Consider the following 20,413-nt stretch of genomic DNA (forward strand, 5'->3'; position numbering starts at 1 on the left):
CTGCCGCGTATGCAGCCCGGCCTACGGCAACACTTGGCCGGGCAGGAACAACCGCCGCCGCAGGCCGAGATGGCCATCGGTAAACCGGTCCAGGCAGACCGGCTAATACCAGCGTCAAAGCAAACACACTGCTCAAGTCGGCCCCTGGATTGCGTGCGGCAGAGGCTTGCAGAGTGCCCCAACGATGGTCGCGCATGGGCGTATCGGCATCGCAAGGCTGCCTCAAAACAAGCGAGCGTTGTCGCTTGGGATCAGCACAGTTTGGTTGCAGCCAAGCCAACTCGCGGAACATTGACTGGATACGCATGCACCTCGCCGATCCGCCGCACATGCAGGACCGCGCGCGGAATTGCCGCCACGGCGCGACCCAGGACGCACGGCACCCAAGCCCCAGCAGCATGCGAAGAAAATGGAAAGATGAAGAGACCGAGCGAGACCGGCCGATTGCAGCGGCAATGCGGCTTAAGGCCGGAGCACGGTCCAGCGATCACAGCGCGTTTAACGTCGGTTCTGCAGGACGCATCGCCCTGACAGCGCAGACCCTGTCCGCCGAGGCGGCAGGGCCTGCGGAACTCAGTAGCGCAGCAGCGCCGAGCCCCAGGTAAATCCACCACCGAACGCTTCCAGCAGCAGCAATTGGCCACGCTGCACGCGACCCGAGCGGACCGCTTCGTCCAGTGCCAGCGGCACCGAGGCCGACGAGGTGTTGCCGTGGCGATCCACGGTGACAACCACCTGCTCCATCGGCAGATCCAGCCGCTTGGCGGTGGCTTCGATGATGCGCAGATTGGCCTGATGCGGAATCAGCCAATCCAGGTCGTGCTTGTCGTAGCCGTTGGCCGCCAGGGTCTCATCGACCACCGAATCCAGCGCCTTGACCGCATATTTGAAGACGTCGTTGCCCTTCATCAGCAACGTACCGCCACCATTCTTGCCTTCGCCGAAACCGACCGATACGCCCACCGGGTCCCACAGCAGCTCTTTCTTGCTGCCGTCGGCATGCAGATGGGTGCTGAGGATGCCGGTCTCTTCGTCGGCCTTGAGGATCACCGCGCCGGCACCGTCGCCGAACAGCACGCAAGTGGTGCGGTCGGTCCAGTCGACGATACGGGTCAGCGTTTCCGCACCTACCACCAGCACGGTCTTTGCATCGCCGCTGCGCACGAACTTGTCGGCCACGCTGAGCGCGTAGACAAAGCCCGAGCAGGCGGCATTGACGTCCATCGCTCCGCAACCGACGTTGCCCAACCGCGCCTGCAGCAGGCAGGCAGTGGACGGGAAGATAAGATCGGGCGTGGTGGTACCGATGACGATCAGATCGATCTCGTCGGCGGTGACGCCGGCCGCTTCCATCGCCTTCAGCGAGGCGAAATACGCCAGATCGCTGGTGGTCTGGTCGTCGGCGACGATGTGGCGCTCACGGATACCAGTGCGCGAGAAGATCCATTCATCGCTGGTGTCGACGATCTTGGACATGTCGTCGTTGGTCAACACCTTTTCGGGCAAATAGCTACCCGTGCCCGCGATTCTGGAATAGATCCGCTTGCTCATGCTGTTTCCTGGTGCAAGAGCCGCGGTGATTGGCGGCTCCGGAAGTATCGAGGGTCACCCGCCAACAAAACTGCGGCGGGCGCCACGGATCAATCTTCTTGGACGGCCGACGACTTGGTCGTGATCACCTTCTTGCCGCGGTAGTAACCGTCAGCGGTGATGTGGTGGCGCAGATGGATCTCGCCGCTGGTCGGATCGGTCGACAGCTGCTTGGCGGTGAGGGCATCGTGCGAACGACGCTGGCCGCGACGCGACGGGGTGACACGGGATTTCTGCACAGCCATGGGATTGCTCCAACTTTAGTTCGATAACTTGTCTGTTGAGTCGAACAGCACGCTCTACGCCCGCGTCGACCTGTCTTTCCGCCCTTAACAGCGGCGGTTACTGTTTCTTCAACGCTGCCAGCGCCGCGAACGGACTGGCCTTGTCTTGCTCTTCCTGGCTCGGCACCCACTCTGCCTCGACGGCCTCGCTGCCCGGCGCCATCGGCACCACTGGCACCGACAGCACCAGTTCGTCTTCCACCAGATCCACCGCCCGCAACATGCCGTCATCGGGCACCAGCAAGGCTTCGTAATCGAGTGGCAACGCGGACTCTTCGTCTTCGTTGCGGATCAGGCCGAGACGCTGCCTGATCTGCACCGGATACAGAAAACGCTGCAAGGTGCGCTGGCAGGCCAACGGCAGCTCGACATCGATGCTGAGTTCGACATAGGCGACCTTGAGCAGATCGTCCTGATCGAACTGAAGCGAATAAACACATTCGCCGTCGGTATCGACCAGACTCCCCTGCAAGCGGGTCATCGCAGATAGCGGGATGCGGCCATCGAAGCGCCTGCGCGCTGCGACCATCCGCCAAGCATCCAGCATTTCGGGTACGTTCGCGGACATAAGCCGCAGAATGTTAAAGACCCGCAGTAGCCATGTCAAATGCACCCATTCACATGTGCTGCGCGGCGTGCGGGCTGGCAGACTCCCCTGCCCCTCACTTTTCGGCGCCCATGATGCCACGCCTGATCCTTGCCTCCACCTCCGTCTACCGGCGCGAGCTGCTCGGCCGCCTGCAACTGGACTTCACCACCGCCCGCCCGGAGGTCGATGAGCAGGCGCTGCCGGGCGAGGCGCCGAGCGCGCTGGCCAGCCGCCTGGCTGCCGAAAAGGCCGCCGCAGTGGCCGCGCATGCGCCCGACGCCTGGGTCATCGGCTCGGACCAGGCCGCCGATCTGGACGGGCGCGCCCTGGGCAAACCGGGAACCCTGGACCAGGCCCGCGCGCAGCTAGGCGCCATGTCCGGGCGCGTGGTGCGCTTCCACACCGCCGTCAGCCTGATCGGCCCCGACCAGCACCTGCACGCGCTGGACGTGACCGAGGTACAGCTGCGCCCGCTGACACCGGTGGAGATCGAACGCTACCTGGTCGCCGAGCCCGCACTGGATTGCGCTGGCAGCTTCAAATGCGAAGGCCTAGGCATCAGCCTGTTCGATGCAATTCGCTCGGAAGACCCCACCGCGCTGGTCGGCCTGCCGCTGATCGCGCTGGCGCGACTGTTACGGCAGGCGGGGTTTGCGATTCCGTGAGGCCCGAATGGAGTGCGGCGACGCTGTTCAGGCGCATCGATCGAAAGTCGGCCGTGACAGTACAGACATCCAGCCACGAGGGTGCTGAAGCGGCAACTGAAGCCGCGCATGACCATACACAGCTGCCCGGCCGCACAACGCCTGGCCGCTTGCGCTACTGCGGGCGAGCGAGCGCGCAGAACTGGTAGGGGTATTGGGCTTGTCCGACATGCGAGGACAAGGTGCGGCAACGTGACGGATCCAGGGTGAGCCCATACGCAGCCAGGCGCTGCTGCGCGGACTCGCGCACCGCACGATCTGCAGCGGCGGTATCCAGCGCCTTGCCCTTGGGCACCTGCAGCACGCAGCGCCCCGGCGACACTTCCAGCTCCGCACGCAGACCGCGCGCGATCAACCAGCGCAACCGCGTGCACTGAGGCTGGATGTCCCAGCCAATCTGCTGCGCCCAGCCGTTCATGCGATCAATCCGCAATCGCTGCTTGTCGCGTGTCGCACCCAACATTGCATACAGCTGCGGCCGCTCGGCGATCAAGGACCTGACCCGCTCGCGGTACTGATCGGTCTCGGAAAGATTGGTCGCAACCCCGATATAGCGCGCCTGCTGCGGCAACAGTGGCACACGCCAGGACTGCGGCTCATCGCCGACCAGCAGCACCGTGGATGCCGCAGGATCGGCAAGCGCCGGTTGCTCGACCTGGAAACTGTCGCGCGCCCATGCCTCATGCCCCCAGTCCTTCCATCCAACCACCGCAACCAGCGCACACGCAGCGATCAACCACCCAGCCTTGCGATCTGCATTCACCGCGAAAGCGCACCGGCACACGACCCACAGCACCAATGGCGCAAGCAACTCCAGTACCAGCAGGTAGCGATGGATGCTGAAGACCGCTTGCCACAGCGCGTAGGCAATACCGAAGAACACCAACAGCACAACCGCTGCGCGATCGCGATTCGTTGCGGGTACGCGACGACGCAGCACGGTGCGTCCCGCGGCCATCAGCGCGACCGCATACAACACCGCCCACCCCGCCTGCACCAGACCGAGATCGCCGATGCGTTGCGGTTTGAGTGTAAACAGCAGCGGCCAGATCAGATGTTCGCCAATGCTGCGCGGCAACCAGCGAACATCGGCAATCGACACCGGCTGAGCCAGCGGCGACTTGAACACGCCGTTGAATTGCGGAAACAGCGGATTGCCCAGCTGTTGCCAGACCTGCCAGTACCAGGACCCGGCCGCGAGCAGCAAGGCGAGCACGGCGACACCGGCAAGCACACCCAACCCCAGAACCCGCGAGCGCATGCGTCCACCGTCGCAAAGCACCGCCGGCGCCAGGGCCAGCGCGTACAGCGCATTGGTGAGCTTGAGCGCGATTGCCAGACCGATCAGTGCGCCGGCGATGACCCATAACCACGTGACACGTCGGTCCTGCCGCGCGTTGGCCTGCGCCAACAGTACGACCGCCAACGACGCCAGCACCGGGATCGCGCTGGCGGTATCGCCCATGGTGTTGCCCAGTTCGGACAGGAACACCGCACTGCACATGCCGGCCAGCGCGTGAGCAGGACATTGCCGAGCCGGTGCCCTGGCCGATACGCGGCCTGCTGTTGATCGCGTCGCGCGCCGACCACCATGTCCAGCCGTTCGTCGATGAGCTTGCGCACCAGCGCCGGTGCGGCAGCCGCGTCGTAGGTCGCATCGCCATCCACCAGTACGTAGATGTCGGCTTCGACATCGGCAAATCCGCGCCGCACCACATTGCCCTTGCCTTGCAACGCAACGCGGCACACCTGCGCGCCCGCCGCCGCCGCGTTCGAAGCGGTGGCGTCGCTGGAATTGTTGTCCAGCACATGGATCACCGCCCCCGGCAACGCCGCGGCGAAATCGCCGACCACGTCGGCAACGGTTGCCGCCTCGTTATGGCACGGCACCAGCACAGCGATTCGAAACCCGGACGGATGTGCGGGATGGACAACGGGCAAGGCGTCAGTCATTGCGTGATCTAAGGTGCGGAAACGGTAACGGGCTGCTCCCACCAGTCCTCGACGCTGCCGTCGCGGCCGTGCAGGCGCAGTCCCAGCCAATGCGTGCCGGGCGGCAACGCGTGCGTGTCGAGCGTGGCGGAGAAGCCGACATTGGGGTGCTGCGGGTCGGTGGAAATCTTCCAGTACGGGCGGACGTCCATCGGGCTGCCGTAGTCGGCCTGCGCGACCGGGCGACCATCGAGCAGCAACTCCACATCGGCCAGGCCAACGCCGTCCTTGAACGCCCAACCGCGCACCTGGACCTGGCCAGCCACGCGCACATCCGGTAGCGGCGTATCGATCCAGGCCATCGCCGGGGCGATGCACGGCCCGGGCGCGCGTTGCGCCGGCAGTGCGAACAGCAGAAAACGTTGATACCCGTGATCGGTGGACACCACCGTGGGCGGTGGCAACGGCCCGACCATGTCGCAGATGGCGTGATAACGCTTGAGCAGATCGCGGTAACGCTGATCGCTGGGCGACAGCACCAGCAGACGCGGGCCATCGCGGCGTCCGTCGCTGAGCAGGCCCCATTGCTGCAATTGCGCGCTGCGCCCGTGCTTGTCGTTCAAGTCGGCGCGCAACACCTCGATCTGCGCATCGTGCAATTGAAATCCGAGTTCGGCGCCCACCTTGAAATTTTCTGCCAGCACGCGCGTGCCCGGCGGCATCTGCGCCAACTGGCGTTTGACCGCACGCGCCAGACCGTTCCAGCCGGCAAAATTGCGTGGGTAGTATTTTTCGCCAGCCGCATGCGCACGGATCGACGGCACCGAGACCGCCAGGTAATAGCCGTAGGCACCCAGTGTGCCGAGCAGCGCGATCAGCCAAGCGGCACGGCGCAGCGAATGCGGCCAGCGCATCAGGATCACCGGCACCGCCACCAGCAATGCGAAATAGCCAGGCAACGGCCAATGGAAGCTGATCCGTTCGGCATCGCTGAAGAAGCCGAGCACGAAGATCGCCACGGTCGAGATGCCGCCCAGCAAGCCGAAATAGCGCCATTGCGCACGCGACCCGCCGCCGGCACGCGTGCCGGCCAGACTGACCTTGACCATCGCCCAGGCCAGTAGCGGCGTCACCGCCACCGTCTGGATCAGCAAGAACCACAGCCCGCTGATCTGGAACCGCCACGGATGCCGGTCGACCAACTGGAAGCGCAGCCCGGCCTCGTCATGGTCGGTATTCCAGAACAGCAGCGGTAGCCAGCTCACCGCACCCACGGTCAGTGCCAGCCAGATGCGCGGGTCGCGCAGGACTGCGCGCCCCTGCGGAATGCACAGCAACGCGATGCAACCCATGCCGATCACACCGACGAAGCGGTAGTGGCTGAGCGCGCCGATGACCAGACCGATCGCCAGCTCCAACGCGCTGGTGGCATCGACCTCGCGCAGCAACCGTGCACCGGCATCCATGCACAACACTGCCGCCAGCGCCATCGGCACGTCCGGCACGGCCAGGATGCCGAGCGTGGCCGATAGCGGCATCAGCAGCGTCAAACTACCGGCCTGCCAGCCCAGCGTGGAGCCGAACCAGCGCGTGGCGATGTGCGCGATCAACCATGGCAGCAGCGCGGCGATGGCCAGAAACGGCAGCCGCAACGCCAGCAGATGGTGCCCGCCAACCTCCACACCCAGGCGCGCCAGCCAGGCAGTCATGCCCGGCAGATCCGAATAGGCCGCGGCCAGGTGCTGGCCTTCCTGCCAATAAAACGCTTCGTCCACGAACAACGGCAGCCGTGCGGCAATCAACAGCTTGACGGCCGTCGCCAGTGTCCACAGGATCACGAAAGTGCGATGTGCCCGTTGGTCCCCCTGCATTGCCCTGTGCACTCTTCTTTTCACCTACGGAATTGTGATGTCGACACCGCTGCGTTCCACGGAAATGCTAACCGATGCGCTGCGCCAATCGCTGCGGCGCGCGCAAGATCAGGTCAATTCGCTGTTGTTGGGCAAGGCGCAGGAAGTGCGATTGGCGTTCGTGGCGCTGCTGTCCGGGGGACATCTGTTGATCGAAGACCTGCCCGGCCTGGGCAAGACCACCCTGGCCCACGCCATGGCCTCCAGCCTGGGATTGGGCTTCCAGCGCGTGCAGTTCACCTCCGACCTGCTGCCGGCCGATGTGCTGGGCGTGTCGGTGTACGACGCGGCCTCGCGCCAGTTCCAGTTCCACCCCGGCCCGGTGTTCACCCATGTGCTGCTGGCCGACGAGATCAATCGCGCGCCGCCGCGCACGCAGAGCTCGCTACTGGAAGCCATGGCCGAACAACAGGTCACCCTGGACGGCGTGACGCATGCCTTGCCGGAACCGTTCTTCGTGATCGCCACGCAGAATCCGGTCGACCTGTCCGGCACGTTTCCGTTGCCGGATTCGCAGCTGGATCGCTTTCTGCTACGGCTCAGCCTGGGCTACCCCAGCGCCGATGCCGAGCGCGAGCTCCTGTCCGGGGTGGACCGACGCGAACTGATCGCCCAGGCCGCACCGCAGCTCAGCGATACCGAGGTGGTCGCGCTGCGTGCGGGGGTCAATCAGATCCACACTAGCGATGCCTTGATCGGCTACGTGCAGGCGCTGCTGCTGCGTAGCCGCCAGCACGCCGGGGTACGCGTGGGCCTGTCGCCACGTGCCGGCATCGCGCTGCTGCGCGCCGCCAAGGCGTATGCGCTGTTGCTCGGACGCGAGCATGTGCTGCCGGAAGACGTACAGGCGCTGTTCGTGGCCGTGGCCGGGCATCGGCTGGTGCCGGAAGCAGAATCGTCCTCCGGGCCGGCGCTGGCCAAGGCGCTGCTGCACAGCGTGCCGGTGGACTGACACACGTGCGTGCACCCTTGCGCGGCATCGGCCGCCGGCTCAGCCTGCTGGCCCGTCCGCGGGGAGCGGAAGCGTTGCCGATCGTGCTGGATCGGCGGCGTATCTATGTGTTGCCGACCCGCTTCGGGCTGTTCATCACCGGCTTGCTGTTGGCGATGCTGCTGGGCGCGTTGAACTACAACAACAACCCGGCGTTGCTGCTAGCCCTGCTGCTGGCCACTGCCGGGATCGCCAGCAGCATCATGGCGCATCTGCAGTTGTCGGCATTGCATATCGAAGCGGTCTCGGCCGAACCTGTGGTGGCCGGCGAGCCGCTGCGCATGCGGGTGTCGCTGGCACGTCGCGATACCCGCGTGCGGCGCGGGCTGCGGCTGGACCATCTGCAAAGCAGCGGTTCCTGTTCGCTGGTCGAGCACGAGATGGCCGACGTCGACCTGCTGGTGCCCACCACGCAGCGCGGCTGGCAGGACATCGAACGCATCCGGCTGTCGAGCACCCAGCCGCTGGGCCTGGTGCGGGCCTGGTCTTGGGTGTGGCCGGAAACCCCGCTACTGGCCTACCCCAAACCCGAGGACCACGGCCCCACGCTGCCCGACGGCGCCGGTTCGCCCAACCAGACCCGCCTGCACGCGCAAGGCGAAGAACTGCATCAGCTGCGCCCATATCGCGCCGGCGATGCGCCGCGCACGATTTCCTGGAAGCATTCGGCGCGTCGCGACACCTTGCTGGTGCGCGAATACGAACAGCCGCTGGGCATCGAAGTGACGCTCGACTGGCGCACGCTGCACGCGCTGCCGTACGAACGCCGCATCGCGCGGCTTGCCCGCTGGGTCAATCTGGCCGAGCGCGACGGGCGGCGTTATCGCCTGCTGCTGCCAGGCCAGCCACCACTGGGGCCTGCGCAAGGCCCGTCCCACCAGCACTTGTGCCTGCGCGCCCTGGCGCTGCTTCCTCATGACTGAGCCATCCCTCCCGATCAGCCAGCCCAGCCGCGGCTGGGTCCTGGCCACCAGCTGGCTGGCACTGGCGCCGTTATTGCTGCAGCTGCCCGGCCTGCTCGCTATCACCATTGCGGTAGCCGCGGTCCTGGTCGGCGTGCTGAGCTGGCGCGGCACCGTGATGGCGCCGGTGCGGGTATTGCTGGTGATCGCAATGCTGGCGGCGGTGTACTGGCAGATCGGCATGCGCTTCGGCCGCGATACCGGGTGTGCGGTGCTTGCCGCGATGCTGGCGATCAAGGCCTCCGAACTGCGCACCCTGCGCGATGCGCGCAGCCTGCTCGGCTTTGCCTTGTTCGCGCCGTTTGCGGCATTCCTGCTCGACCAGGGCCCGGCAACCATGGGCCTGGCGCTGCTGGCAGTGGTCAGCGCCTTGCTCAGCATGCAGCGGCTGGCCGACGAGGAGCATCGCACCCGCACACCTTCGCTACGCCCGCAGTTGCGCGGGATCGGCAAGCTGGTCGCCATCGGGGTGCCACTGGCGCTGGCAACGTTCTGGTTGCTGCCGCGTCTGAGTTCACCGCTGTGGGGCGTGCCCGAGCGCGCATTGTCCCGGCCTGGACTCTCGGACAACATGTCGCCAGGCGAATGGATCGACCTGATGGCAGACGACAGCCCGGCCTTGCGCGTGCAATTCACCGGCAAGGCGCCACCGCCGCAGCAGCGCTACTGGCGTGGGCCGGTGATGTGGGATTTCGACGGCCGCACCTGGCAGCGCGCGCGCTGGACCGGTCGTGGCCAACCCGCGTCGGTCACCCCCGGACCGCAGACCTATCGTTATCGACTGGATTACGAGCCCACCGATCGTCGCCAGTTGGTGTCGCTGGACCTACCGACCCAGGGCGTGGCCGACGCCGAGCTGTCGCCCGATTACGAACTGTTCGCGCAGCGGCCATTGAGCGCACTGACCCGCTGGGAGTTGCAATCGGCGCCACCGGCACGTTTCGATACCGACCTGCCCGATCAGTTGCGCAAACGCGGATTGGCCCTGCCGCCCGGCTTCAATCCGCGCACCGTTGCGCTTGCCAGGCAATGGCGGGCCGACGCCGGCAACAACGACGATGCCGTGGTGCAGCGCGCACTGGGGTGGATCACCCGCGAATTCGCCTACACGCTGGATACGCCGCTGCTTGGCCGCAATAGCGTGGATGAATTCCTATTCCAGCAGAAAGCCGGGTTTTGCGAACACTTCAGCTCCTCGTTCGTGGTGCTAATGCGCGCCGCCGGCATCCCCGCGCGCGTGGTCACCGGCTATGCGGGTGGCACCTACAACGGGCTGGGCAACTACTGGGTGGTGCGCCGCATGGATGCGCATGCATGGACCGAGGTGTGGTTGGCCGGCCGCGGCTGGGTGCGTGTGGACCCCACTGCCGCCGTGGCGCCGGAACGCATCTACGACACGCTGGAAGATCGCCTGCAAACCGACGGCAACAACTTTGCCCAGCTCGGCACCTGGGCCGGCCTGGGCCAGGTCAGCGACTGGCTGCGGCGCGGCTGGAACGATCTGGTGCTGTCCTTCAATGCCGACCGCCAACAACGGCTGCTGCAGCCGTTTGGCATCGACCGCCTGGAGCCCACCCAACTGGCCGCCATCTTCGGCGTGTTCGCGGTCAGCGCGCTGGCGTGGATGAGCTGGTTGCTGGCGCGCGGCGAACGCGAACGCGACCCGCTGCTGCGCGCCTGGCACCGGCTGAGCCGGCGCTACGGCAAGCTGGGCCTTGCCCGCGAACTGCACGAACCGGCCATCGCCTGGGCGCAACGCGTCGCCCGCACCCACCCCGACACCACACTGTTGGCACTCAGCCAACGTTTCGCTGCCGCGCGCTACGCTGGCGCCGATTCGGACAGCGCCTCACTCCTCAAAGATCTGCAGCAGCATCGCCCGCGAACCGGAGTTTCCTCATGAGTACCCGCTTTCTTTTTCCCATTGTCGCCGTGCTCGGGCTCGCAGCCTGCGCCACCGCGCCCAAGCCGCTGCAAGGCCAATTCCCCACGGTCAGCCCGAGCGATTCCACTGCCAGCGCGCAGCTCGGCACATCGGTGCGCTGGGGCGGCAAGATCATCCAGACCAAGCCGAGCCAGGGCCAGACCTGCTTCGAGTTGATCTCGCGCCCGCTCAACGCCAGCGGCCGCCCGGACCGCAATGCCGTGGATGCCAGCGATGGCCGCTTCCTGGCCTGCCGCTCGGGCTTCTATGACCCGGCGGTGTTCGAACCTGGCCGCGAGGTCACCTTCATCGGCAAGATCGAAGGCTATGAGACCACCAAGATCGGCGAGTACGACTACAAGCTGCCCAAGGTGGCGGCAGATGTGGTCTACCTGTGGCCGGAAGTGCGCGACGTCGACGTGATTCAGGCGTACCCGTACGGCCCCTGGGGCGACCCGTGGGGTCCGCGCTGGGGCGGCGGTTGGGGCTGGGGCCGCGGCTGGTGGTGATCGGCTGCTGAGTCAACTGTGATGCAAACGCCGCTCATGAAGGAGCGGCGTTTTTGTTTGTGCGGGCAAGCCGCCGGCATTAGCGCGTTTTGCTGGATTCTTATTTCGCCATTTCGCCAGCCCCGGCGCTGCGCGGGTGCAACAAGCCCTGCTGGAACCGCGACTGCGCGGATGCTGGGAGCGCCGGCTTGTGTACATCGGCTCGCAACCGCAGCACTGGCGATTAGCGATTGGCGATGCTCACCCCTGGCCTGCCCTTTCCGCTCGAGAACCTGTTTGGTCACATCGTTGGCAAGGCCCAGCGCTTCCGTCAAGGCGTGCCGAAGCGGCCCAGCGGTGCACCGGCCAGCAGATGTAGATGGATATGAAACACCGTCTGCCCGGCATGCTCGCGGCAATTCATCACGATGCGGTAGCCGTCCTGCGCCAGGCCCTGCTCACGTGCATACGCGGCAGCGGCGAGCGCCAACTTGCCGACCAGCAACGCCTGCTCCGGCGGCACATCGTCCAGCGTGGGAATGGCGTGCAGCTTGGGAATGAAGAGCACATGCACCGGCGCCTGCGGCGCGATGTCTTCAAAGCCCAGCACCTCGTCGTCTTCGTAAACGATGGTGGCCGGGATTTCGCGACGGATGATCTTGCTGAAGATGGTGTCGGACATGGCTGGGGATTGGGGATTGGTCATTTGGGATTGGTAAGAGCTTACCGCGCGCGTGGTCTGGCAGCTTTTGTGCATCCTCGATCCCTGCCCCGCAGCAATCACCTCTTTTAGAGGGCCGGCGCCTCCGCCGTTTTTGTCAACGCGGTAGCTGGATGCTCCCAGCGGTCAGCCGGCTGGTGATTCGAGATTGGTGATTCGGGCTTCGTAGAATCTGAAGCGCGCAGCCAGGCCGCTTTGACCAATCCCAAATCCCGACTCCCCAATCCCCGCCCTCAAACAACCTCACTGCGGGTACCGAAGGCGTGCGATAGCGTCCCGCGATCCACATACTCCAGCTCGCCACCCAGCGGCATGCCTTGCGCGAGCCGGCTGGGGCGCACGCCATGCTGACGCGCCAACTGCGCCAGGTAATGCGCGGTGGCCTCGCCTTCCACCGTGGCGTTGGTGGCGATGATCATTTCGGTGATTTCACCGGCGGCCAGGCGTTCGCCGAGTTGGTCCAGCCCCAGCTCGCGCGGGCCGATACCATCCAGCGGCGACAGCCGTCCCTGCAGAATGAAATACACCCCGCGGTAGCCGGTAGCGTGCTCGATCGCCAAACGATCGGCTGGCGATTCCACCACGCACAGCTGCTGCCGGTCGCGGCTGGCATTGGCACAGATCGGGCAGATTTCCGCCTCGGTGAAGTCGCGGCATTGCACGCAATGGCCGACCTTTTCCACCGCGCTGGCAAGCGCCGTCGCCAGCCGCCGCCCACCCTCGCGCTCGCGTTCGAGCACGTGATAGGCCATACGCTGCGCCGATTTCTGGCCTACGCCCGGTAACACCCGGAGGGCTTCGATCAATTGTTCGAGTAAGGAGGACATTGGGTCGGGAATCGGAAATCGGGATTGGGGAATCGCAAAAGCTAAAGACAATCTCGGCCTTACGATTCCCGATTCCCCACTCCCGATTCCCCGCCTCTTAGAACGGCAACTTCATACCCGGCGGCAGCTGCATGCCGGCGGTAGCCGAACCCATGCGGTCCTTGGATTCGGCATCGATCTTGTTGGAGGCGTCATTGAAGGCGGCGGCGATCAGGTCCTCGGCCATTTCCTGGTCGGAGAGGATGCTGGGGTCGATCCGCACCTTGCGGCATTCCTTGGCGCCGGTCAGCGTCACGCTGACCATGCCGCCGCCGGCAGTGCCGGTGACTTCCAGCTTGGCCAGTTCTTCCTGGGCGCGCTGCAGGTTTTCCTGCATCTTCTGCGCCTGCTGCATCAATTGGGCAATGTTTCCACGCATGGTCGTTACTCGTCGTAAGGGCGGATGGAATCGGGAACGACCCGCGCGCCCTGCTGCTGGATCAGCTGCTGCACATTCGGGTCGTTCATGAAGGCGGTTTCGGCTGCGCTCTGGCGCTCGCCTTTCTGCCGGTTGGCGCGCTCATGCAAGGTCTCGACATCGGCGCGGCCGGTTTCGATCACGATGCGCGGCGTGTCTCCGAGGACCGGCGCCAGCGCCTGCGCCAGGTTGGCGATGGAGCGTTCGGAGTTGAGATATTCAAAGCCCGGCGCCAGCGCCAGCCGCAGCACGCCATCGCGATGGCCGATAAACGCTGCATTGGCCGCGAGCTGACGCGACGGGCCGTTCAACCCGCTACGCGTGACCAGCTCGAGCCACTGTTCGGCGTCGGCAATACGGCTGTCGTCGATCAGCGTGCTCGAATCGTTGCTGGGCGCCGATGCGGAGAGCGATGCTGAAGCTGGCGAAGATTCGGCAGACGCAGGACCAGCAGAGAACGTATCTGCAGCCGTCTCTGCCGGCACGGGAGCAGCGGCGGCAGCAAGCGCAGGCACAAGTTCGGGCACCGCCATGATCGGCGCCGCAACAGCGGCGTCCGGCGGCAACGCCATTGCGGATTCGGGTGCCAGCACAACCGCCGTATCGGACACGGACGCTGGCGCAGCATGCGTGCGCACCGGCGCATCGTCCACCGCCCACGGCGGCGTGTCGTCAGTGCGCGCAGCAGCGGACGAGCGACCATCGAGCGACGGCTCCGCCGCAGGAAGCACCACAACCGGAGCCGAGGCTGCGTCGGCTGATGCTGCCGTTGGTGTCGTTGGTGTTGGTGTAGGTGCCGATGTTGGGATTGGTGCCGATGTTGAAGCCGACGTTGCCGTAGCTACCGGCGCCGCAGCAACACCCACACCCGACGCCGCTTCAACCACCTCGACCGGCCTGACAGGCACTGCAGCCGCCGCTGTCACCGGTGCAGCCGCCTGCACGCCAGCAGCGGACGCGCGTGCGCCGCCACCTGCGCTGGCACCGCGGCCATCGTCGCTGCTTCCGGCCGGCACCGCCGCAGCGGGGCGAAACGCCAGCATGCGCAGCACGGCCATCTCGAAGCCGGCGCGCGGGCTCGGCGCCAGATACAGATCGCGGCGCCCGTTGAGCGCCATCTGGTACCACAGCTGCACCACTTCCGGCCGCAGCTGCGCGGCGAATGGGGTCGGGTCGATGCCGTCGCCGACAAACGCCACCGACGGCACCAGCTGCTGCACCTGCACGCGGTGCAAGGCCTCCGCCAGGGCTTCCAGCACGCCGCTCCAGTCCGGCGAAAATTCCGCAAGTGCGGCCACCACCTGCAGCAGGCGCGCACCATCGCCGTCGGCCAGGGACTGCAGCATCGCCCCGACCTGGGTGCGGTCCACCGTACCCAGCATCGTGCGCACCACTTCCTCGCGCAGCGCACCGCCGGCATAGGCGATCGCCTGATCCAGCAGCGACAAGCCATCGCGCAGGGAGCCATCGGCCGCCTTGGACAGCTGCACGATTGCCGACGGATCCGATTCGATCTCCTCGGCGGCCAGGATGCGGGTCATCTGCCCCTGAATCTGGTCCTCGTCCAAGCGCTTGAGATTGAACTGCAGGCAGCGCGACAACACCGTCACCGGCAGTTTTTGCGGGTCGGTGGTGGCGAGCAAGAATTTCACGTGTTCCGGTGGCTCTTCCAGGGTTTTGAGCAGCGCATTGAACGCCGCCTTGGAGAGCATGTGCACTTCGTCGATCAGGTAGACCTTGAACTTGCCGCGCGACGGCATGTACTGCGCGTTCTCGATCACTTCGCGCACATCGTCCACGCCGGTGTTGGAGGCGGCGTCGATTTCCAGCAGGTCGATATAGCGGCCGGCATCGATGTCCAGGCAGGCCGGACAGGTGCCGCACGGGTCGGCACTGGTGCCGGTCTCGCAGTTCAGCGACTTGGCGAAAATGCGCGCAATGGTGGTCTTGCCCACGCCGCGCGTGCCGGTGAACAAAAACGCGTGGTGCACGCGCCCGCTGTCGAGCGCGTTGGTGAGCGCGCGGACCACGTGTTCCTGGCCCACGAGTTCGGCAAAACGCTTCGGGCGCCACTTGCGGGCAAGAACGAGATAAGACATCGGGCAACCAGCTTGTTCTGAGCCGATATTGTGCCACGGCACGTCTCACCGACTGCGCCGGAAAGATTCAGCTTGTGGTACGGGCCGGCGACCGCTAGAATTTGCGGCCCTGTTAGACCCCGGTCGTACAGGTACGGAGAGGTGTCCGAGTGGTTGAAGGAGCACGCCTGGAAAGTGTGTAAGCGTCTAAACCGCGCTTCGGGGGTTCGAATCCCCCTCTCTCCGCCAGTTTCATGATTTGCGCAATGACACCACTGTCGCAAATCGCAGGGCCATGCCAGTGGCCCACGTCTTATGGTGGCCCCGTCGGTCCCTCGCGACGCTAGATCGAAAATCCCGCCAGGGCCGGAAGGCAGCAACGGTATCGATTGATGCGGGCGCCGAGGTCAACCGGCGGGGACACCACCCTACTTGTCTGTGCACGCGCTGGATCGACCTGGTCGATGCTTCAGGCGCACGTCATTGCCTGGATCGATAGCATCCGTCACGGAGCGTGCTGTACGCCACGCCACGCTCAAGATCTTCGCTTGCATTGCTGCCGCCCGTAACGACAGCGCCAGACATCTCCGCAACGGGAACGCAGTGCTCGACGCGTATCGATCGATGCGGGCGCCGAGATCAACCGTCGGAGACTCTCCTAACCTTCCTGCATGCCTCAGCGCGCGGACCATTGCCGTGCGCGCTTCAGCGTAGCTGCGGCAGCTTCTTAGGCCACACCAGCTAACTTTTGGAGCGGCATGATCGAACACGATGGCGCCCGCCAAACCGGCAGCCCCAGCAGGGCATCACGCCACCGCGCACACGCGGCTGAGGACCTCACTGCGACTCAGGATGCAACCAGCCCGCGTCACCTTCCAGGTAATGCTCGTGCTTCCAGATCGGCACGCGCGCCTTGACCTCGTCGATGATGTAGCGGCATGCGTCGAACGCGGCGCCTCGGTGCGCCGCACTGACGCCCACCCAGACCGCCATGTCGCCGATCTGCAGCTCGCCGACCCGATGCACGCAGTGCGCATGCACGATGGGGAACTGGCGCGTCGCTTCATCGAGCACGCGCTGACCTTCGGCCTGCGCCAGCGCGGCGTAGGCTTCGTAGCGCAACCCGGCAACGCCACGGCCTTCGTTGTGATTGCGCACCCAGCCTTCGAAACTGGCAAATGCACCGGCATGCGGATGCGCGGCGCCGGAACGCAACTGCTCCACCGGCAATGGCAGATCGGAAAGCGCAAAGATGGACACGATGTCATCGCTCACGCTCAACCTCCCGACACTGGCGGAATGAACACCACTTCGCTGCCATCGCGCAGCGCATCGTCCCAGCGCGCGAAGGCGCCGTCGACGGCAACGCGCAACTGCGCAGGCGTCCAGCGCAGGCCGTGCTGCGCATCGAGTTCGGCATACAGGCCACGCAGATCCGGCGCGCTGGATTGCACACGCTCGTCGGCGATCCCGGCCGCTTCGCGCAGACTGGCGAAATACAATACCGTCACCGTTGCCGTCATTGCGCCACTCCGATATCGCGCTTGCCGCCGCGCTTGGACACCAATTTGGTCGGCCCGATCGTCATGCCGTGCGATAACGCCTTGCACATGTCATAGACCGTCAGCGCCGCCACGCTGGCGCCGGTCAGCGCTTCCATCTCCACTCCGGTGCGATGCACACAGCGCACGGTGCAGTGAATCTCCAACACCTGCTCGCCTGCCCAGTCGATCTCGAAACGACAGCCATCGATCGGCAAGGGATGGCAGAACGGAATCAGCTCGTGCGTGCGTTTGACGGCCATGGTGCCGGCGATCACCGCCGTCTCGACGATGCCGCCCTTGGCGCTGCGCAGGCCGTTGGCGCGCAACTGCGCGGCGACGGACGCCGGAAACCGTACCCGGCTGGTCGCTGTGGCGCTGCGTGCGGTGACCGCCTTGTCCGAGACATCCACCATGGTGGGGAGCCCGGCATCATCCAGGTGGGTCAGGCGCGTGGAACGGGATTTTGCAGGCATGGGAAACGACACGGTGATAGGCAATCAGGATGCGGCATTGTCGGTGAATGGGGCGCCTTGATGAAACAGCCGCCGTGATCATCCGAGCCCCTGTGCCATAACGAGCTGCGCAACGCATGCCGTTCGAGCCCACCGCTGCCATCGACCGTGGGGCACCGCAGCTGCGCGAGATCCGGCGCTTGCAGAACGCACGCGAAGGCATCGGCGTGGCAACCGCCAACAGCGCCACTACATGCGGCGCGGCGATGACGTCGCGCCGCATGTAGTGGCGCGCGGACGCGGCGGACTTCCGGAATTCAGAATCGAGCCGTGCTTCCAGCGCCTGCGTGTCGTCCCGCACCCGTGGATCGAGCAAGCGCGGCTCCAGCACGCACCTGCCGCAGAAGCGTGCGCTCACTCATCCGCCGATCAAAAACATCTCGACCGGCTTGCCGCGACGCGGTTCCGATGATGCACGCACTTCACTGTAGCGGTCGCCACGCATGCTCCAGCGTTGACGCAAGTGTGTCGCCAACCCTTGCTCGCCGTCGGCCAACGCCGGCTTCAGATCGTGGCCCTGGCTGGCGAACAGGCAGGTGTACAGATGACCATCGGCCGACACGCGCGCGCGCTGGCAGTCGCCGCAAAACGGGACGCTGACCGAACTGACGAAACCCACCTCGCCCGCGCCGTCGACAAACGCATGACGTTGCGCGACTTCGCCGGTGTAATTGGCGTCCAGTGCCATCAGCGGCCAGCGTGCGTGAATGCGCGCGTGCAACTGCGCAGAGCTCACCACCGCATCCGGCGTCCAGCCGTTGCAACTGCCCACGTCCATGAATTCGATGAAGCGCAACACATGCCCGGTGCCGCGGAAGTGCTCCACCAGCGGCAGCACCTGATCTTCGTTGACGCCACGCTGCACCACGCAATTGATCTTCAACCGTTTGAAGCCGGCCTGTTCGGCGGCGGCAATGCCGGCCAGTACCTGCGCGATGTCGCCACGGTCGCCGCTCATGCGCTTGAACAGCGCCGGCTCGAGCGCGTCCATGCTCACCGTGATACGGCGCAACCCGGCCTGGCGCAGCGCGTTGGCCTGGCGCGCGAGCAAGGCGCCATTGGTGGTCAGCGCCAGATCCTCGATGCCGTCGATGGCGGTGAGTCGCGCAACCAAGGTCGGTAAATCGCGACGTAGCAACGGCTCGCCACCGGTCAGGCGCACCTTGGTGACGCCCACCGACACGAACGCCCGCACCAACGTTTCCAGCTGATCGAAGCTCAAACGCTGTTGCGCATCGAAGCCGTAATCGTCGGGAACGCGGTCGGCCGGCATGCAATAACCGCAGCGGAAATTGCAGGCTTCGATCACCGACAGGCGCAGATCGCGCAGCGGGCGACCGTAGCGGTCCTGCATCGGGGCACCGGTCAGGGTCGGCAGCAACAAGGCGCCCATCAGCGCACCGTTTCGGCGGTCGGGTCCGCCAGCGTCAGGTGTTGCCCGGGCACGGCGACCCGATGGCCGCGTGCACGCAGCACGTCGCCGTCGGCGTCGCTGGCGTAGTGGTACAGCAGCATGCGGCTCAACAGGTCCTGCGGGTATTCCCGCTCCAGATCATCCACGCCAGTATGCGACGGGTTGCCGTGAACACCGCAGTCATGCGCGATAAGCTCGTTGTCGTCCGCATAACGCTTCAGCATTTCCGGGATCGGCCGGGTGTCGCCGGTCCATACCAGCGCCCCTTTCAGACGCAGCCCGTAGGCCGTCTCCGGCCAGTGGTGGCGCACCGGGAACACCTCCAGCCGCACCCCGTCGTGCCAGAAGGCATCGCCGACCGGCACCAGCTGAAACGCATCCCAGAAGTTCGCCCCACCCTCGGCCAGCACGTTCGGGTAGTCGGCGATGCGCCGCTGCAGCAGCGGCACTACCGGCGCCGGCACATACAGGCGCGTGCGCCCGCGTCGCTCGGAGAAGTAGCTGTCGACGAAGACCCGCTCCAGCCCGCCAACATGGTCCAGATGCACATGGGTGATGAAAATGGCCTGCGGCAGGTGGCCGTAATGCGCTTGATAGGCGGTCAACCCCTCGCTGCCGCAATCGATGGTCAGCCACGGCGCGCCAGCACGCTCGAGCGTGGCCATCGGCGAACCAAGCGCCACCGCCGACGCATTGCCGACCCCCTGCACGCGCAACGCCCACTGCATCAGTAGCCCCGGCCCCAGGCCAGCTCGTAAGCGCGATGCAGCCGCTCGTAATCCTTGTCGACCTCTTCGCGGCTGCGATTGCCGCGCAGCTTCAGCAGCGACCGATGCAGCCGCTTGAGATTGCGCTCGCGCCAGCGCGTGGCAGGAATGCGCAGCACGCCACGGTCGAAATCGATCAGCCAACCATGCCCGCCGGCATCGAACAGGATGTTGTGCGCGTTGAGATCGGCGTGATCCAGGCCGGCGCGATGGAAACGCGCAATCAATTGCCCGGTCGCTTCCCACGGCGCGCCACGCCCGGCCACCTGCGCGTGATCGGCCAGCGAGCGCACCTCTTCCAGCCGCTCCATCAACAGTGCCGCGCGATAGCCCAGGCCTTCGCGCAGATAGCAGGCCGCCAGGGGGCGTGGCACTGGCAACTTGCGTGTGATCAGTTCGCGCATCAGCCGGAACTCGGCAAAACTGCGTGTGCGCCCCGCGCCTTTCCACAGATACCGGTCGCGACTGACGCGCGCGGCCATGCCGCCGCGCAGATACTGCCGCAACACACTGCGGCCGAACGGCGCATCCACAAACCAGGCACCGCCGCGCCCACCCTCGTCGACCGGCCGCGCCCTGTCGCCCCAGTGTTGCGGCGAAAACAGCTCGGCGTCGGCTTGCCGCAGCCGTTCGCGGTCGAACAGAATGGCGCCATAGCCGCGGCCCTCGCGGTACGGCGTCAGCGCTTCGGTGGCGTCGAAAGAAACCATCTATCGAGT

20 protein-coding genes, 1 tRNA gene, 1 other RNA gene and 2 pseudogenes are annotated in these 20,413 nt (G+C 65.7%); 8 read left to right on the plus strand and 16 right to left on the minus strand.

Annotated features, from left to right (window positions below; genetic code table 11):
* Nucleotides 1-573: 573 nt before the first annotated feature.
* The 3 genes from ABQZ00_RS14770 to ABQZ00_RS14780 form a co-directional block, all read right to left on the minus strand.
* Nucleotides 574-1,551 (minus strand): beta-ketoacyl-ACP synthase III, encoded by a 978-nt coding sequence (locus ABQZ00_RS14770; RefSeq protein WP_055845834.1) that lies wholly within the window; start codon nt 1,549-1,551, stop codon nt 574-576.
* Between the two features lie 89 nt (nt 1,552-1,640).
* A complete protein-coding gene (gene rpmF / locus ABQZ00_RS14775) occupies nt 1,641-1,835 on the minus strand; it encodes a 50S ribosomal protein L32 (protein WP_010368401.1) in 195 nt (64 codons plus the stop codon).
* A 97-nt stretch (nt 1,836-1,932) separates the two neighbouring features.
* Entirely contained in the window at nt 1,933-2,442 is a 510-nt protein-coding gene (locus ABQZ00_RS14780) for a YceD family protein (protein ID WP_055845836.1), read from the minus strand.
* Nucleotides 2,443-2,552: 110 nt separating this feature from the next.
* Here ABQZ00_RS14780 and ABQZ00_RS14785 point away from each other — a divergent pair, with 110 nt between their 5' ends.
* Nucleotides 2,553-3,128 (plus strand): Maf family protein, encoded by a 576-nt coding sequence (locus ABQZ00_RS14785; RefSeq protein WP_323537943.1) that lies wholly within the window; start codon nt 2,553-2,555, stop codon nt 3,126-3,128.
* Between the two features lie 154 nt (nt 3,129-3,282).
* On the opposite strand, the pseudogene ABQZ00_RS14790 reads toward ABQZ00_RS14785, so the two are convergent.
* The 3 genes and pseudogenes from ABQZ00_RS14790 to ABQZ00_RS14800 form a co-directional block, all read right to left on the minus strand.
* Nucleotides 3,283-4,692: pseudogene (locus ABQZ00_RS14790) on the minus strand (hypothetical protein); the annotation flags it as partial.
* A pseudogene (locus ABQZ00_RS14795) lies at nt 4,680-5,120 on the minus strand (glycosyltransferase); the annotation flags it as partial. The pseudogenes ABQZ00_RS14790 and ABQZ00_RS14795, both read right to left, overlap by 13 nt.
* 8 nt (nt 5,121-5,128) lie before the next feature.
* Complete coding sequence (locus ABQZ00_RS14800) at nt 5,129-6,970, minus strand: glycosyltransferase family 39 protein (RefSeq protein WP_323515360.1); 1,842 nt, start codon at nt 6,968-6,970, stop codon at nt 5,129-5,131.
* A gap of 37 nt (nt 6,971-7,007) precedes the next feature.
* On the opposite strand from ABQZ00_RS14800, the gene ABQZ00_RS14805 reads away from it, so the two are divergent.
* The 4 genes from ABQZ00_RS14805 to ABQZ00_RS14820 are packed head-to-tail and all read left to right on the plus strand — an operon-like array spanning nt 7,008 to nt 11,395.
* Nucleotides 7,008-7,961, plus strand: coding sequence for an AAA family ATPase (locus ABQZ00_RS14805; RefSeq protein WP_323537942.1), 954 nt, complete (start codon nt 7,008-7,010; stop codon nt 7,959-7,961).
* Between the two features lie 5 nt (nt 7,962-7,966).
* Nucleotides 7,967-8,923 carry a DUF58 domain-containing protein gene (locus ABQZ00_RS14810; protein ID WP_323537941.1) on the plus strand — a complete coding sequence of 319 codons (957 nt, stop codon included), beginning with the start codon at nt 7,967-7,969 and terminating at the stop codon, nt 8,921-8,923.
* The gene (locus ABQZ00_RS14815) at nt 8,916-10,865 is read left to right on the plus strand and encodes a transglutaminase TgpA family protein (RefSeq protein ID WP_323537940.1); all 1,950 of its coding nucleotides are present in this window, start codon (nt 8,916-8,918) and stop codon (nt 10,863-10,865) included. Before ABQZ00_RS14810 ends, ABQZ00_RS14815 begins: the two co-directional genes overlap by 8 nt.
* Nucleotides 10,862-11,395, plus strand: coding sequence for a Slp family lipoprotein (locus ABQZ00_RS14820; protein WP_055845858.1), 534 nt, complete (start codon nt 10,862-10,864; stop codon nt 11,393-11,395). Before ABQZ00_RS14815 ends, ABQZ00_RS14820 begins: the two co-directional genes overlap by 4 nt.
* A 310-nt stretch (nt 11,396-11,705) precedes the next feature.
* Here the strand turns inward: ABQZ00_RS14820 and ABQZ00_RS14825 are convergent, their stop codons facing one another.
* From ABQZ00_RS14825 to dnaX, 4 genes are all read right to left on the minus strand, one after another.
* Nucleotides 11,706-12,056: a histidine triad nucleotide-binding protein gene (locus ABQZ00_RS14825; RefSeq protein WP_055845861.1), complete on the minus strand. Its 351-nt coding sequence runs from the start codon at nt 12,054-12,056 to the stop codon at nt 11,706-11,708.
* 272 nt (nt 12,057-12,328) lie between these two features.
* On the minus strand, nt 12,329-12,922 hold the full coding sequence (gene recR / locus ABQZ00_RS14830) for a recombination mediator RecR (protein WP_323537939.1): 594 nt from the start codon (nt 12,920-12,922) through the stop codon (nt 12,329-12,331).
* 97 nt (nt 12,923-13,019) lie between these two features.
* Nucleotides 13,020-13,340 (minus strand): YbaB/EbfC family nucleoid-associated protein, encoded by a 321-nt coding sequence (locus ABQZ00_RS14835; RefSeq protein WP_005913896.1) that lies wholly within the window; start codon nt 13,338-13,340, stop codon nt 13,020-13,022.
* A 5-nt stretch (nt 13,341-13,345) separates the two neighbouring features.
* Nucleotides 13,346-15,478, minus strand: coding sequence for a DNA polymerase III subunit gamma/tau (dnaX, locus tag ABQZ00_RS14840; protein ID WP_323537938.1), 2,133 nt, complete (start codon nt 15,476-15,478; stop codon nt 13,346-13,348).
* Between the two features lie 135 nt (nt 15,479-15,613).
* On the opposite strand from dnaX, the gene ABQZ00_RS14845 reads away from it, so the two are divergent.
* Nucleotides 15,614-15,706, plus strand: a tRNA-Ser gene (locus ABQZ00_RS14845).
* A gap of 75 nt (nt 15,707-15,781) precedes the next feature.
* Nucleotides 15,782-15,878, plus strand: an RNA gene (gene ffs, locus ABQZ00_RS14850) — signal recognition particle sRNA small type.
* A gap of 416 nt (nt 15,879-16,294) precedes the next feature.
* Here ffs and ABQZ00_RS14855 read toward each other — a convergent pair.
* From ABQZ00_RS14855 to moaC, 3 genes are read right to left on the minus strand one after another with little or no spacing between them, the layout of a single operon-like run.
* On the minus strand, nt 16,295-16,738 hold the full coding sequence (locus tag ABQZ00_RS14855; protein WP_311239703.1) for a molybdenum cofactor biosynthesis protein MoaE: 444 nt from the start codon (nt 16,736-16,738) through the stop codon (nt 16,295-16,297).
* Nucleotides 16,735-16,980 carry a MoaD/ThiS family protein gene (locus ABQZ00_RS14860; RefSeq protein WP_323515365.1) on the minus strand — a complete coding sequence of 82 codons (246 nt, stop codon included), beginning with the start codon at nt 16,978-16,980 and terminating at the stop codon, nt 16,735-16,737. Before ABQZ00_RS14860 ends, ABQZ00_RS14855 begins: the two co-directional genes overlap by 4 nt.
* The gene (gene moaC / locus ABQZ00_RS14865) at nt 16,977-17,474 is read right to left on the minus strand and encodes a cyclic pyranopterin monophosphate synthase MoaC (protein ID WP_115527239.1); all 498 of its coding nucleotides are present in this window, start codon (nt 17,472-17,474) and stop codon (nt 16,977-16,979) included. Before moaC ends, ABQZ00_RS14860 begins: the two co-directional genes overlap by 4 nt.
* 116 nt (nt 17,475-17,590) lie before the next feature.
* On the opposite strand from moaC, the gene ABQZ00_RS14870 reads away from it, so the two are divergent.
* Entirely contained in the window at nt 17,591-17,740 is a 150-nt protein-coding gene (locus ABQZ00_RS14870) for a hypothetical protein (protein ID WP_323515367.1), read from the plus strand.
* Between the two features lie 131 nt (nt 17,741-17,871).
* Here the strand turns inward: ABQZ00_RS14870 and moaA are convergent, their stop codons facing one another.
* The 3 genes from moaA to ABQZ00_RS14885 are packed head-to-tail and all read right to left on the minus strand — an operon-like array spanning nt 17,872 to nt 20,404.
* Complete coding sequence (gene moaA, locus ABQZ00_RS14875) at nt 17,872-18,906, minus strand: GTP 3',8-cyclase MoaA (RefSeq protein ID WP_323537937.1); 1,035 nt, start codon at nt 18,904-18,906, stop codon at nt 17,872-17,874.
* Nucleotides 18,906-19,655 carry an MBL fold metallo-hydrolase gene (locus ABQZ00_RS14880; RefSeq protein ID WP_115558931.1) on the minus strand — a complete coding sequence of 250 codons (750 nt, stop codon included), beginning with the start codon at nt 19,653-19,655 and terminating at the stop codon, nt 18,906-18,908. The genes moaA and ABQZ00_RS14880 overlap by 1 nt, the downstream gene beginning before the upstream one ends.
* Nucleotides 19,655-20,404: a 3-deoxy-D-manno-octulosonic acid kinase gene (locus ABQZ00_RS14885; protein WP_323537936.1), complete on the minus strand. Its 750-nt coding sequence runs from the start codon at nt 20,402-20,404 to the stop codon at nt 19,655-19,657. The genes ABQZ00_RS14880 and ABQZ00_RS14885 overlap by 1 nt, the downstream gene beginning before the upstream one ends.
* Nucleotides 20,405-20,413: the final 9 nt, after the last annotated feature.

The organism is Xanthomonas sp. WHRI 10204 (genome assembly GCF_040202875.1).
GTDB lineage: Bacteria > Pseudomonadota > Gammaproteobacteria > Xanthomonadales > Xanthomonadaceae > Xanthomonas.